11 protein-coding genes are annotated in these 13,958 nt (G+C 60.3%); 10 read left to right on the top strand and 1 reads right to left on the bottom strand.

Going from position 1 to position 13,958, the window contains the following annotated elements:
* Positions 1-20 precede the first annotated feature (20 nt).
* From BC360_RS25640 to lpxB, 9 genes are all read left to right on the top strand, one after another.
* The gene (locus BC360_RS25640) at positions 21-764 is read left to right on the top strand and encodes an isoprenyl transferase (protein WP_065781202.1); all 744 of its coding nucleotides are present in this window, start codon (positions 21-23) and stop codon (positions 762-764) included.
* The gene (locus BC360_RS25635) at positions 764-1,597 is read left to right on the top strand and encodes a phosphatidate cytidylyltransferase (protein WP_065781201.1); all 834 of its coding nucleotides are present in this window, start codon (positions 764-766) and stop codon (positions 1,595-1,597) included. Before BC360_RS25640 ends, BC360_RS25635 begins: the two co-directional genes overlap by 1 nt.
* Before the next feature lie 29 nt (positions 1,598-1,626).
* Positions 1,627-2,760 (top strand): RIP metalloprotease RseP, encoded by a 1,134-nt coding sequence (gene rseP, locus BC360_RS25630; RefSeq protein WP_065781200.1) that lies wholly within the window; start codon positions 1,627-1,629, stop codon positions 2,758-2,760.
* Between the two features lie 250 nt (positions 2,761-3,010).
* Positions 3,011-5,344, top strand: coding sequence for an outer membrane protein assembly factor BamA (bamA, locus tag BC360_RS25625; RefSeq protein ID WP_065797324.1), 2,334 nt, complete (start codon positions 3,011-3,013; stop codon positions 5,342-5,344).
* Positions 5,345-5,392: 48 nt separating this feature from the next.
* Positions 5,393-6,457 carry a UDP-3-O-(3-hydroxymyristoyl)glucosamine N-acyltransferase gene (gene lpxD, locus BC360_RS25620; RefSeq protein WP_065781198.1) on the top strand — a complete coding sequence of 355 codons (1,065 nt, stop codon included), beginning with the start codon at positions 5,393-5,395 and terminating at the stop codon, positions 6,455-6,457.
* Positions 6,450-6,914, top strand: coding sequence for a 3-hydroxyacyl-ACP dehydratase FabZ (fabZ, locus tag BC360_RS25615; RefSeq protein WP_025426827.1), 465 nt, complete (start codon positions 6,450-6,452; stop codon positions 6,912-6,914). Before lpxD ends, fabZ begins: the two co-directional genes overlap by 8 nt.
* Before the next feature lie 2 nt (positions 6,915-6,916).
* Entirely contained in the window at positions 6,917-7,726 is an 810-nt protein-coding gene (lpxA, locus tag BC360_RS25610; protein ID WP_083222728.1) for an acyl-ACP--UDP-N-acetylglucosamine O-acyltransferase, read from the top strand.
* A gap of 5 nt (positions 7,727-7,731) precedes the next feature.
* On the top strand, positions 7,732-8,619 hold the full coding sequence (locus BC360_RS25605) for an LpxI family protein (protein ID WP_065797322.1): 888 nt from the start codon (positions 7,732-7,734) through the stop codon (positions 8,617-8,619).
* Positions 8,616-9,800: a lipid-A-disaccharide synthase gene (gene lpxB / locus BC360_RS25600; protein WP_065797320.1), complete on the top strand. Its 1,185-nt coding sequence runs from the start codon at positions 8,616-8,618 to the stop codon at positions 9,798-9,800. The genes BC360_RS25605 and lpxB overlap by 4 nt, the downstream gene beginning before the upstream one ends.
* A gap of 29 nt (positions 9,801-9,829) precedes the next feature.
* Here the strand turns inward: lpxB and gltA are convergent, their stop codons facing one another.
* A complete protein-coding gene (gltA, locus tag BC360_RS25595) occupies positions 9,830-11,119 on the bottom strand; it encodes a citrate synthase (protein ID WP_065781194.1) in 1,290 nt (429 codons plus the stop codon).
* Between the two features lie 315 nt (positions 11,120-11,434).
* Here gltA and BC360_RS25590 point away from each other — a divergent pair, with 315 nt between their 5' ends.
* Positions 11,435-13,918 carry a ComEC/Rec2 family competence protein gene (locus BC360_RS25590; protein ID WP_065797318.1) on the top strand — a complete coding sequence of 828 codons (2,484 nt, stop codon included), beginning with the start codon at positions 11,435-11,437 and terminating at the stop codon, positions 13,916-13,918.
* Positions 13,919-13,958: the final 40 nt, after the last annotated feature.

Below are 13,958 nucleotides of genomic sequence, written 5' to 3'. Positions count from 1 at the left end.
TCTCCTTTCGCGGACGCCTTATGCAAAAACTCATCCCGATCACCGTTCCGGAACACGTTGCCATCATCATGGATGGCAACGGGCGCTGGGCGAACGCGCGCGGACTGCCGCGCACGATGGGACACCGCAAAGGTGTTGAAGCGGTGCGTGATGCGGTGAAGACGGCAGCCGAAGCGGGTGTCCGCTACCTCACGCTTTTTGCGTTCTCGTCCGAAAACTGGAACAGGCCGCAGGCCGAGGTGACGGATCTGATGGGCTTGCTCAAAGCCTTCATTCGCCGTGATCTTGCCGATTTGCACCGCGAGAATGTTCGCATCCGGATCATCGGGGAGCGATCGAATCTGCGCGGCGATATCCTGCCGCTACTGATCGAGGCCGAGGAGACGACGAGTGCGAACACCGGCATCACGCTGGTGATCGCCTTCAACTACGGTGCGCGTGACGAGCTGACGCGCGCCATGCGGCGCCTGGCAACCGATGTCGCCGAGGGCCGTCTGCGGCCAGAGGACATCACGCCGGAACGCATCGCCGCATCGCTCGATACGGCGGGTATTCCCGATCCGGATCTCATTCTTCGCACCAGCGGCGAGGAGCGGCTTTCAAACTTTCTTCTTTGGCAGGGCGCCTATTCGGAACTGCTGTTCGTTCCGGAGCTTTGGCCAGACTTCACGCGTGAGACGTTTCTGTCGGCGCTCGAGAAATTCGCCTGCCGCGAGCGTCGCTTCGGCGGTCTGGCGCAGCCGACGTTAGCGGTTGGTTCGTAATGCAAACAGAACTCAAGCTTCGCATCGCTTCGGGAGTGGTGCTCGCGGCGGTAGCCCTCGGTGCGACCTGGTTCGGTGGCTTGGCCTTCCAGCTGCTTTCGGTTCTGATCGCGCTGCTCGTCTATTACGAATGGTCGACGATTACCGGTCTTCCGGAACGCGATTTTCAGGGAAACGCTTTCGGTTGGCTGTCGCTGGCGACAATCGCGGCGCTCATTCTTCTCGGTTACATTGGCTACAGTCTGCCGGCCCTGCTCATTGCCGTCGTTGTCGCAGTGCTTTGGGTATCGCTCAAGAAGGGCAGCTGGTGGTTGCCTGGCGGCATCGTCTACGCAGGATTGACCGGCATCTCGCTGGCGGCCCTGCGCGGGATTGATCAGGCCGGCCTGATTGCGACCTTGTTCGTCTTCGCGGTCGTTTGGGGAACCGATATTCTTGCCTACTTCGTTGGCCGAGCGATCGGGGGACCCAAGCTCGCGCCGCGTATTTCGCCCGGCAAGACCTGGTCGGGCGCCATTGGCGGGACGATTTCAGGTATTTTGGCAGGCACTGCCGTTTTTATGGCATATTTTCCGCTGCAAGATCTGCGTGTCCCAGCGGTGGCGCTGGTTCTCTCCGTCGCGAGCCAGATCGGAGACCTCTTCGAATCCTTCATAAAGCGCCGATTTGGCGTCAAGGATTCGAGCCATCTCATTCCTGGGCATGGTGGGGTCATGGATCGGGTCGATGGTCTGATATTCGCCTGCATCGCCACGCTGGTCTTGGTCCTGGTACAGTATATCCTCAGCGAGGGGCGTCAGATCGCCTTTGGGTCGGTCCTCCTCGGCCTGTAATGCTGCCGGCAGGCACTTAAGGAAAACTCATGTCGTATCTGCTTGATGCCCTGCAATTCGTGACCGGTTACATCGTTCCCTTCCTGTTGGTGCTGACCCTTTTGGTCTTCGTGCACGAAATGGGACACTACCTCGTTGGCCGCTGGTCGGGCATTCGGATCCTTGCATTCTCGGTCGGTTTCGGGCCGGAACTGCTCGGATGGACCGATAAGCGTGGCACCCGGTGGAAATTCTGCGCCGTACCGCTTGGCGGCTACGTCAAGTTCTATGGCGATGAAGACGCGGCCAGCACGCCGGATTACAAGCGGCTGGAGGCGATCTCGCCCGAAGAACGGTCGCGAACCTTCCTGGGGGCCAAGCTGTGGAAGCGTGCGGCGACAGTTGCCGCGGGCCCGATCGCCAACTTCATCCTTGCCATCGCCATTTTTGCCGTTCTCTTCGCCGTTTACGGACGTTCGGTGGCGGACCCGGTCGTCGCTCAGGTGAAGGAGAACAGTGCTGCCGACAAGGCTGGCATTCTTCCGCGTGATCGGCTGATCGCCATTGACGGAACGCCGGTCGCGACCTTCGACGATGTGCGCCGCTATGTGAGCGTTCGGCCAGAGCTGGAGATCAAGATCCGGATCGAGCGTGACGGTGCATTTCTGGATCTTCCCATGGTACCCGAACGGACCGAAATATCGGACCAGTTCGGCAACAAGATGGAGGTCGGAATCATCGGTATCGTCACCGACCAGGATGCCGGCAATTTCCGTCTTGTTACCTACGGGCCGATCGAAGCCATCGGGCAGGGTGCGCTGCAAAGCTGGCACATCGTCACCGGCACATTCGACTATCTGGCGAATCTGGTAACGGGGCGTATGAAGGCGGATCAGCTGGGCGGTCCTATTCGTGTCGCCCAGGCTTCGGGCCAAATGGCGACGCTGGGTGTGGCTGCCGTGCTGCAGCTTGCAGCTGTCCTGTCAGTTTCCATAGGATTGCTTAACCTCATGCCCGTTCCGGTGCTTGATGGCGGCCACCTGATGTTCTATGCGGTTGAGGCCTTGCGCGGAAAGCCGGTTGGAGCTGCCGCGCAGGATGTCGCTTATCGGATCGGCTTTGCCATGGTGCTCATGCTCATGGTTTTTGCGACCTGGAACGACATTTCGATGTTCTTCGGCTAGCGTTCGGCCGCGGAGCGTTCAGAGGGAACGACGACCGATACTGTGAACGATTGGGTTTCAATGGCTTGTGCAGCAAGGATTTGTTTACGATAAGTCGAATCTGTAGTGGCCGTTAAGCCACGGTTCGAATTGAAGTAAACAGAAATTAACGAGCTGGCTTGCTTGTATGGGAAAAGCGGGTAAAACGGCAACCGTGACCGGAGTCGGCACGAAATTGCCGCGCGACGTTGGGAAAAGGTAAGATTTGAACATGAAAGCTGGTTCAAGGTTTTTGAACGCGGTGTCGGCGTTTGCGCTGTCCACGAGTATGGTGGTTTCTGGCGCTGGTGTTGGGTTGCTCGCAGGCGCTTCCGTCGCAGAGGCCGCGACCATCAGTCGTGTTGAAGTCCGCGGTGCCACGCGCGTCAGCGCTGAAACGGTGCGTGCGAACATCACGATTGTTCCAGGTAAGAGCTTCAGCAACGCAGATATCGATGCTTCCGTGAAGCGTCTTTACGCGACTGGCTATTTCTCCGACGTCAGCATCAATGTTGCGGGCGGTACGCTTGTCGTAACCGTCAGCGAGAATCAGTTGATCAACCAGGTTGTTTTCAACGGCAACCGCAAGATCAAGGATGACAAGCTTCAGGGCATCGTCCGCACACAGCCGCTCGGCCCCTATAGTGAGGCGACCGTTGAAACGGATATCCAGTCGATCAAGGACGCTTACGCAGCGATCGGTCGCAGCGATATCACTGTGACGACTCAGGTTGTTCCGATAGCTGAGGGTCGCGTCAATCTTGCTTTCGTCATCAATGAAGGCGAGCGCACCAAGATTTCGCAGATCAATTTCGTCGGCAACGAAGCCTACAGCGATGGCCGTCTGCAATCCATCATTGCAACCAAAGAATCGGGCATCTTCTCGTTCCTGACCCGCAAGGACGTCTACAATCCGGACAAGCTGCGCGCGGACGAAGAGCTGCTGCGCCAGTTCTACTACAACCGCGGTTACGCCGACTTCCAGGTCATGTCGTCCGAAGCCTCTCTCAACGAGGCGACCAACGAATACACGGTGACGATCACTGTCGAGGAAGGTCCGCGCTACGATTTCGGTGCGGTGACTGTCGAATCGACGGTTGAAGGTGTGGATGCCGAATCGCTGAAGGGCGTCGTTCTTAGCCGCGAAGGCTCGGTCTATAAGGCCAAGGACATTCAGGAAACGATGAGCGAGATCTCGAAGCGCGTCGCTTCGGCTGGCTACCCGTTTGCCCGCGTAACGCCGCGCGGTAACCGTGACCTGGGCAACCATACGATTGCCGTCGACTACCTCGTCGACCAGGGTGAGCGGGCATACGTCGAGCGCATCGAAATTCGCGGTAACACCCGCACCCGCGACTACGTCATCCGCCGCGAGTTCGACATGGGCGAAGGCGATGCCTTCAACCAGGAAATGATTGCGCGCGCCAAACGTCGCCTTGAGGCTCTGGGCTACTTCTCGACTGTCAATGTCTCGACGGCTCCGGGCAGCGCTGCCGACCGCGTCGTGGTTATCGTTGACGTACAGGATCAGTCGACCGGTTCGTTTGGTATCGGTGCTGGCTACTCTGCTGGCAGCGGCGGCGGCTTCCTTGTCGAAGCTTCGATCGAGGAAAAGAACTTCCTGGGTCGCGGCCAGTACATCCGCTTGGCTGCAGGGCGCGGTGATGAGAGCCGTACCTACAACGTTTCGTTCACCGAGCCGTATTTCCTCGGCTACCGTCTGGCCGCCGGCTTCGACGTCTTCAAGAACGAAAATGATTTTGATGACGAAAACTACAGCTATGAGGATCAAGGCTTCAGCCTGCGCATAGCGGCGCCGATTACCGAAAACCTGTCGACCACGCTGCGCTATAACTTCACGCAGTTCGACTATAGCGGTAATGTTGCCGAGCTGTCATCGCCTTACGTCCGGGCGGTTGAAGGTGGCAACTGGGTCCGTTCGTCGGTATCGCAGTCGATCACCTATAACACGCTCGATGATGCGCAACTGCCGCATGATGGTATCTTGGCGACGTTTACGCATGAGTTCGCGGGCCTTGGTGGAGACTCTGATTTCTATAAGATGACGGGTAAGGCCAAGTGGTATTACACCGTGAACGACGAGGCAGACATCATTACTTCGCTCGCTGGTAGCGCTGGTCATATCTTCGAGACCGGCAGTGACCTGCAGGTCTTTGACCAGTTCCAGCTCGGCAGTAACGATATTCGCGGCTTCGAGCGCAATGGTATCGGTCCGCGCGACCAAGCAACGGGCGATGCACTTGGTGGCACCACCTATTTCACGGCTTCAGCCGAAGCGACGTTCCCGCTGCCGGGCATTCCGCGTGACAGTGGCTTCCGCGGTGCGGTCTTCGCAGATGCGGGCACGCTCTATAGCAACAAGGTCGCGATGCTTCCCTCTGAAACGGTACAGGGTAACGACTCCTCGCTGCGCGCATCGGTGGGTATCGGCTTGATCTGGGCTTCGCCGTTCGGTCCGCTGCGTGTCGACTACGCTTGGCCGATCGCGAAGGAAGATTTCGACAAGGTTCAGAACCTGAAGTTCGGTATTTCCTCGTCGTTCTGATAAAGAAGCAGTCCAGAACTGCCGAAAGTAGATTGTTCTGGAGTGTCCATGGAACAGAACTGGTTTTTTCCGCCCCATCAAGGGATTCGTCTGGGTGACCTTGCGAATCAAATTGGGGCGGAGCTCAACGATGGCGCGGCGGCCGATCGCGCTATCCATTCGGTAGCACCCGTCAACCGGGCAAAGCCCGGCGATGTCTGCTACATGCTTTCGCGCAAATACCGCGCCGAGTTGGAAAGCTGCCAGGCGTCCGCTATCATCTGCGATAAGACGATCGCTCCGCTCGTCCCGCCTCATATCCCCATTCTCTTGACTGCAAGGCCGCATACGGCCTTTGCGCTCGCAGGTACGCTGTTGCACGAGGTGGCAATGCGCCCGTCGCGCAACACCAGCCTCGGCGGTGTCTCGCCGGCTGCCTTCGTCGATCCGACGGCCCGCCTTGAAGAGGGGGTTGAAGTCGAGCCGATGGCAGTGATTGGGGCCGGCGCCGAAATAGGCAGCGGAACGAGAATTGCCGCGGGTGTCGTTATCGGGCCAGGCGTTCGCATTGGCCGAGACTGCACGATCGCGGCGGGCGCAAGCGTTCTCTGTGCCCTTGTCGGCAATAGCGTCATCATTCACCCGGGTGCCCGGATCGGCCAGGATGGGTTCGGCTACGCGCCAGGCCCCAAGGGTGGAATGATCAAGATCGTTCAGGTCGGACGCGTGATCATCCAGGACCATGTCGAGATCGGTGCAAACACGACGATCGACCGTGGCACGATGGATGATACGGTCATCGGCGAAGGCACGAAGATCGACAACCTTGTACAGATCGGCCACAACGTCCGAATCGGCCGTTATTGCGGCATCGTCAGCCAGGTCGGTATCGCCGGCAGCACCAGGATTGGTGATGGCGTGATGATCGGCGGTGGCAGCGGCGTCAACGGTCACATCACCGTGGGCGACGGTGTCCAGATTGCCGCGATGAGCGGCGTTGCAAGCGACGTCCCGGCGGGCGAACGCTATGGCGGTATTCCAGCGCGCCCCATGCGCGATTTCCTGCGCGATGTCGCCGAAATGGCCCTGCGCGCAAGTGACAGACAGAAAAAGAAGGGTGGCACGAATGAGTGAGGCGGCAACGGTTCTCGGTACGGCGGATATTCAGGAGATCCTGAAGCTTCTCCCGCATCGCTACCCCTTCCTGCTCGTCGACCGGATCATCGAGATCGACGGTGACAATTCGGCGATCGGCATCAAGAACGTCTCGGCGAATGAGCCGCACTTTACCGGCCATTTCCCGGAAAAGCCGATCATGCCGGGTGTCCTCTTGATTGAAGGCATGGCACAGACGGCGGGCGCGATCTGCGCGCGCAAGACCGCTTCGGGCACCAACCTCGTCTACTTCATGACCATCGACAATGCGCGTTTCCGCAAGCCGGTTGTGCCGGGCGACCGTGTCGAGTTCCATGTCGTGAAGCAGAAACAGCGCGGCAATATCTGGAAGTTTCACTGTGACGCAAAAGTTGACGGGCAACTTGTCGCGGAAGCTGATATCGGCGCGATGATAGTCAGCACGGAAGACGCTTGAACATGATTGCAGCAACAGCGAAGATCCACCCGTCCTCGATCATCGAAGATGGGGCGGTCATCGGCGAAAACGTCAAAATCGGCCCGTTTTGCTACATCGGGCCGAAAGTCGTTCTCGGCGACGATATGGAACTCATGAGCCACGTCGTCGTCGCCGGCCGCACGACGGTCGGCAAGGGCTCCAAGATTTTCCCGAATGCCGTCATTGGCGGAGATTCGCAAAGCGTGCATCACAGCACGGTCGACACCACGCTACAGATCGGTGAAAACTGCACCATCCGCGAAGGTGTGACGATGAATGCGGGAACCGTCGAATATGGCGGCGCCACGATCGTCGGCAACAACAATCTGTTCCTCGCCTATTCGCATGTGGCGCATGATTGCCGCCTCGGCAACAACATCATCATGTCGAACAACGTGCTGCTGGCCGGCCATGTGACGATCGAGGACCGTGCGATCCTCGGCGGCGGCTGTGCCGTGCACCAGTTCACACGCATCGGGCGGCAGGCGTTCATCGGCGGTCTCTCTGCCGTAAGCTACGACGTCATTCCCTATGGCATGCTCAACGGCAATCCCGGCGTTCTGAGCGGGCTTAACGTGGTCGGCATGACCCGGGCGGGCATCGAGCGTGCGACGATCCACGTGGTTCGCCGCGCCTACAAGCAGATCTTCGAAGGGCCGGAATCGGTTCGCGCCAATGCGGCCGCCATTCGCGCGGACTATGCCGACTGCGCGCCGGTTATCGAGATCCTCGACTTTATCGCTGCAGAAAGCGACAGAGCACTGTCGTCGCCAAGTCGCGGCAAGGCCTGATCGTGATGTCGGCTACGGCGAGCCGCGCGGCAAATGGCGGCCGGCTCGCGATCATCGCCGGTGGCGGAGCGCTGCCCCATCATGTAGCCGAGGCCGTTCGGGCCCGTGGAGAAGACCCTTTTGTCATTGCGCTTTCGCGCGAAGCGGAAGAGAGCGATTGGATCGGATTCGATCACTCCGTACTTGCCATTGGCGATTTCTCCGGCATTAGCCGCACATTCAAGGAAGAAGGTATCGATCGCGTCGTGCTTTCGGGCTGGGTGCGTCGCCGGCCGGAATGGCGCGATATCCGCCCGACACTGAAAACGCTTGCCAGGGTGCCGAGCGTTTTGAAGACGCTGGTGTCCGGTGGCGACGACGCTGTTCTGCGCATGGCCATGCAACTCATCGAAGCAAGTGGCGCCCACGTGATCGGCGTGCATGAGGTCGTTCCGAACCTTCTGGCAGATCCAGGGCCGATTGGCGCTCTCGCACCATCGGTCGACGACAGGCGGGACGTAGAGGCCGGTATTGCTGCTGCCAACGCGCTTGGCGAACTCGACGTGGGGCAGGGCGCGGTCGCCGTCGGCGGTCGCGTGGTGGCGCTGGAGGGCGCCGAGGGCACCGATGCCATGCTGCAGCGCGTGGCAACGCTCAAGATGGAAGGACGCGTCTCTGCGCGTCGTCGTGGCGTCCTGGTCAAGCTCTGCAAGCCGGGGCAGGATTTGCGCGCGGATCTACCATCGATCGGTCCGTCCACGGTTGCTGGCGCTGTAGCGGCCGGGCTGGCCGGAATTGCCGTCGAAGCCGGACGTGCCCTGGTGCTCGAGCGCTCGGAGGTGATTGAGGCTGCCGACCGGGCAGGGCTGTTCGTCATGGGTGTCGAGCGCAGCGATTACCGGGGAAGGGCATGAGTGGACGGGGCTACAAGCTGGCAGTGATTGCCGGCGAGGTATCGGGTGATTTGCTTGGAGCAGATCTGGTGCGGGCACTGCGTGTCCAATGTGGCTGTGATGTCGAGCTTGTCGGCGTCGGCGGCGATGGTCTGGAGGCCGAAGGTCTGAGGTCGCTGTTCGATTATTCCGAACTGTCGATCATGGGCTTTTCACAGGTGCTGGCACGCCTGCCAAAGTTGATTCTGCGTATCCGCCAGACGGCGAATGCCATTATCGCTGCGCGCCCCGATGCGCTGCTGATCATTGACAGTCCGGATTTCACCCATCGTGTCGCGCGTCGCGTTCGCGCCGCCCTGCCGGGTCTGCCTGTTATCAATTATGTCTGCCCGAGTGTGTGGGCCTGGAAACCGGAACGGGCGCCGCGCATGCGCAGCTATGTCAACCATGTTCTGGCGGTGTTACCGTTCGAGCCCGAGACCATGCGCAAGCTTGGGGGGCCGCCGACGACCTACATTGGTCATCGGCTTGCCTCGGATGCCAATGTGCTTGCCGTCCGCGCCAGTCGGCGCGAAAGACTGGGCGGCGTCAGCGGTAACGTGGTTTCCACCTGCCTGCTGCTGCCGGGATCGCGTTCCAGCGAAGTCGAGCGGCTTCTGCCGATCTTTGGACAGATGGTCGAGGAGCTTGCCAGCCGGCATCCCGGCGTGCGCTTCCTGTTGCCGACGGTTCCACGCCAGGAAAAACTGGTACGCGAGATCACGGCCGGCTGGACCGTTCAGCCGGAAATATCAGTGGGAGCCGCCGAAAAATGGGCCGCCTTCGACAAGGCGGATGCCGCGATTGCGGCGTCGGGAACAGTTATTCTGGAGCTAGCGCTGGCCGGCGTTCCCGTCGTTTCCACCTATGATGCCGACTGGCTTGTGCGGTTGCTGCACAACCGCATCCGCATCTGGAGCGGGGCGCTCCCCAATCTGATCGCCGACTTCCCGATCGTGCCGGAGTATTTCAACCAGAGCATCCGCCCGGGTGCCTTGACCCGCTGGGTCGAGCGGCTGTCGAGCGAGACGGCCCAGCGTGCGTCGATGCTCGACGGCTACGCGCTCGTGCAGCAGCGCATGGCAACCAGTCGACCGCCCGGCGAACTAGGCGCCGAGATCGTCCTCTCTTACCTGCAAAACAAAAGGCCCGGTCATCTCTGACCGGGCCTTTCTCATTCCATGATTGCCGTTTAGCGCTTGGAGACCGGCACGTAGTCGCGCTGCGGAGCGCCGACATAGAGCTGGCGCGGGCGGCCGATGCGCTGTTCCGGATCTTCGATCATTTCGTTCCACTGGGCAATCCAGCCGACGGTGCGCGCGAGCGCGAACAGCACGGTGAACATGGTGGTGGGGAAGCCCAGCGCCTTCAGCGTGATACCGGAGTAGAAGTCGATGTTCGGGTAGAGCTTCTTCTCGACGAAGTATTCGTCGGTCAGCGCGATACGCTCGAGTTCCATGGCGACTTCAAGAAGCGGGTCGTCCTTATGGCCGAGCTCTGCGAGCACTTCATGCGTGGTCTTCTGCATGATCTTGGCGCGCGGATCGTAGTTCTTGTAGACGCGGTGGCCGAAGCCCATGAGACGGAACGGATCGTTCTTGTCCTTGGCCTTGGCGATATATTCCGGAATGCGGTCAGCCGTGCCGATTTCGGCCAGCATGTTGAGCGCAGCTTCGTTGGCGCCGCCGTGAGCCGGCCCCCAGAGGCAGGCGATGCCAGCGGCGATGCAGGCAAACGGATTGGCGCCCGACGAACCGGCGAGGCGCACGGTCGAGGTCGAGGCGTTCTGCTCGTGGTCGGCGTGCAGGATGAAGATGCGATCCATGGCGCGCGACAGAACCGGGTTCACCACATACTCCTCGCAAGGCACGGCAAAGCACATGCGCAGGAAGTTCGAGGCGTAGTCGAGATCGTTCTTCGGATAAACGAAGGGCTGGCCGATATGGTACTTGTAGGCCATGGCTGCGATCGTCGGCATCTTGGCGATCATGCGCAGCGAGGCGACCATGCGCTGGTGCGGATCGGTGATGTCGGTGGAGTCGTGATAGAAGGCCGACAGAGCGCCGACGCAGCCGCACATGACGGCCATCGGGTGAGCGTCACGGCGGAAGCCGGTGAAGAAGCGCGACATCTGCTCGTGCACCATGGTGTGGTGCGTGACGCGGTAGTCGAAGTCAGCCTTCTGCGCCTTCGTCGGCAGTTCGCCGTAAAGCAGGAGGTAGCAGACTTCCAGGAAGTCGCCATGTTCTGCAAGCTGCTCGATCGGGTAGCCGCGGTGCAGGAGCACGCCTTCGTCGCCGTCGATATAGGTGATCTTGGATTCGCACGACGCCGTGGACGTAAAGCCCGGGTCGTAGGTGAACATTTTCGTCTGCTTGTAGAGTGAGCCGATGTCCACAACATCAGGGCCGATGGACCCCGATCGCACCGGAAGATCCGCCGACTTTCCATCGAGTGTTACAACCGCGGTTTTATCAGTCATCGGACCCTCCGTCTTATGGCACCGTGGCACAGAGACATGCCACGAAAATGAACGTTGCGAATTTGCTATATGATTTATTTTCGACTGCCAAGCTGTACGAAAGGCAAATTGTGCGATGCGAAAATGTGCATATGGCGACGCAATAATCGCATGTTAGGGCAATATGTCCAACGGGATCAATGACCGCCGGCAGAATGATGCGGTACCATTCCATATAGGTTTGCCGCTTTTTTCGGCAGATAGCGCTCAGGTTGCTGTTTGTCGCTATTGGTTGCATGATCGTCCGCGACCGCCTTGGGGGAGAAGTGCCATACAATGAGCGAGATCGAAGTCCGGTCTTTGATGCAGGACGCAGATCGTGTCGCTCCAGCACCACCAGCCTCGGTTTTGGCTGGCGGTATGTCTGCAACGCCCGCGAATGCGCGGCGCAATCTCGTTCTTCGCCTTGTGAGATCGTTTGCCACGGTAGCGTCGACGCGCCTCCGACCAGAGGCTATTGCTGCATCCTGGCGCGACGCCGTGGAGGAAGAAACGGCATTCGGCCACGGATTGGTGTTTGTTCCGGTTCTTTTGGCCGCGGGTGTGTTGACGTGGCTCTCGCTGCCCTATGACGTCGGACTCGTCAAACTTGCACTGCTGCTTTGCGTTTTCGGAATGGCCGCCTTGCTGTTCAGCATCCGCATGCGAGCCCTGCGTGCGCCGATGATCGCAGCGGGGCTGTTCACTGCGGGAATGATGCTTGCGGCAATCGAGACATCGCGCATCGACACGATCGTGCTCGACGGACCGGTGACGACGAACCTGCGGGGCAAGGTGTTTTCGCGCGAGAAGAATGATCGCGACCATTGGCGCTACGGCATTCTCATCGAGCAAACGACAAAGCCGATGCTCCGTCGGGCGCCCCTCAAGGCCATGGTGCTGTCGCGCAGCCCGCACGCTCCGTTGGCGATCGGGGCAACGATCGAGGGCAGGGCGCGTCTTTCGCCGCCTTCCGGCCCTGCGTTGCCGGGTCTGAACGACTTCGCGTTCGATTCGTACTTTCGGCAGATCGGCGCCGTCGGCTATTTCTACGGTGCGCCGCGTAGCCCGCCGGCCGATAGTGCCGCAGCGGCGTCGGACCGTTCGCCTTGGATGCGAATGGCGGAACATCTGGCCGCAAAGCGTGAGACGGTGGGCGAACGAATCCGCACGGTGATCGGTGGCGACACCGGTGCGCTTGCTGCGGCCTTGGTGACGGCGGAAGAAAGAGCGATCGGTCGCGACACCGTCGAGATGCTGCGACAGGCCGGCCTGGCGCATGTGTTGGCAATTTCCGGTCTCAACATGGTGCTTGCAGCGGGAACATTTCTGATTGGAGCGCGAACCGTCCTGAGCGCTGTTCCTGGATTGGCGCAGCGCGCGGCGATCAAGAAGATTGCCGCTGCGGGTGCGCTGACCATGGTCTTTCTCTACATCCTGATCTCGGGTGGTGCCGTATCCGCGGTGCGTGCCTGGATCATGATCTCGATCATGCTGGTCGCGGTCTTTTTCGATCGCATGTCGATCAGCCTGCGCAACATCGCGCTGGCCGCAATTGTCATCATCGTGATGACGCCATCGGCGGTCGCGGGGCCGGGGTTCCAGATGTCTTTCGCCGCCACATTGGCGCTGGTGGCAGGTTATGCACGCTGGCGCGAACGGGCAGGAGGGGGTGAGCAGCCGACGCTAGACCGATGGTGGGGCAGGCGGCTCGTTGCGGGCTTTGTCATCGGCGTGGTTGTAACCTCGCTGATCGGTGGCCTGGCGACCGCGGTCTATTCCGCCGCCTATTTCCAGCGCCTGCCAGCCTATGGCCTGCTCGCCAATATCCTTGCAGCGCCACTGATCAGCATCGTCATCATGCCGTTTGGCCTGTTCGCCATGTTGCTGATGCCCTTCGGCCTCGAGCAATATCCGCTCACTGTCATGGCATGGGGCCTTGATGGCATGCTGGTGATCGCCCGCTTCGTCACCTCGCTCGACGGCGAGTTTCTGACCGGCCGCATCGGGCCGCTGGCGTTCCTCCTCATTGCCTTTGGCGGGATCATGCTCTGTGTGTTGCGGACCTGGCTGGCAGGGATCGGAGCCCTGCTATTGTTTTCCGGGCTGGCTTGCCTTGTCTTCGAAGACAGGCAATTGCCGGCGGTTCTGGTGTCGGAAGATGGGCGTCTCGTTGGGTTGGTCACCGACGCGGCCATTGCGACGAACCGGGATCGCCCCTCCGACTTCCTCTTCTCTCAATGGCAGCGCGCATTGGCGGTCGAGAACCACGTTGCTCCAATGCCCGTGCAAGCGGTAGCAGCTGACGGTCTTTATCCCGAAATGAAGCCCCCGGCTGGCAAGGCGGCAGCGAGGACCGTCGATGCAGGGACAGCCTCCTCCGTCCGCGAAGATCTCACTTCCACGCTCAACCGTGCTTCGCTCGATGTCTTTTCGTGCCGAGACAAAGCATGGTGTGGCGCTCGGACCCGTTCTGGCTGGACGGTTGTGATCGTCGACGATCTAAGCCTGTTTGAGGTGCTGTGCGATCAAGCCGATCTGCTGATCGCGCCGGGAAGTTTCAACGAGCGGACCTGTCCATCCGGCCAGGCGCGAATCCTGAGTGGGCGCCTGCTGCGGTTGGCAGGGGCGGTCGAGATTTTCGCCGAGCCGGTCTCCGGCGACCAGCGCTCGAAGATGCGGTTCAAGACGTCGTTCACATCCTTGCAGCGTCCCTGGGAGCGCCACCGCGCGTATGACTGGCGAAGCGACGGCTTCGTCGACGGTTCGCCGTCCCTCTAGCTAGATCCTGCCGTTGGCCGCAATTGGGACGCAGGCGCGA

This window comes from Ensifer sp. LC163, assembly GCF_001695855.1.
Classification (GTDB): Bacteria; Pseudomonadota; Alphaproteobacteria; order Rhizobiales; family Rhizobiaceae; genus Ensifer.
This window is presented reverse-complemented; position numbering and strand designations above follow the sequence as displayed.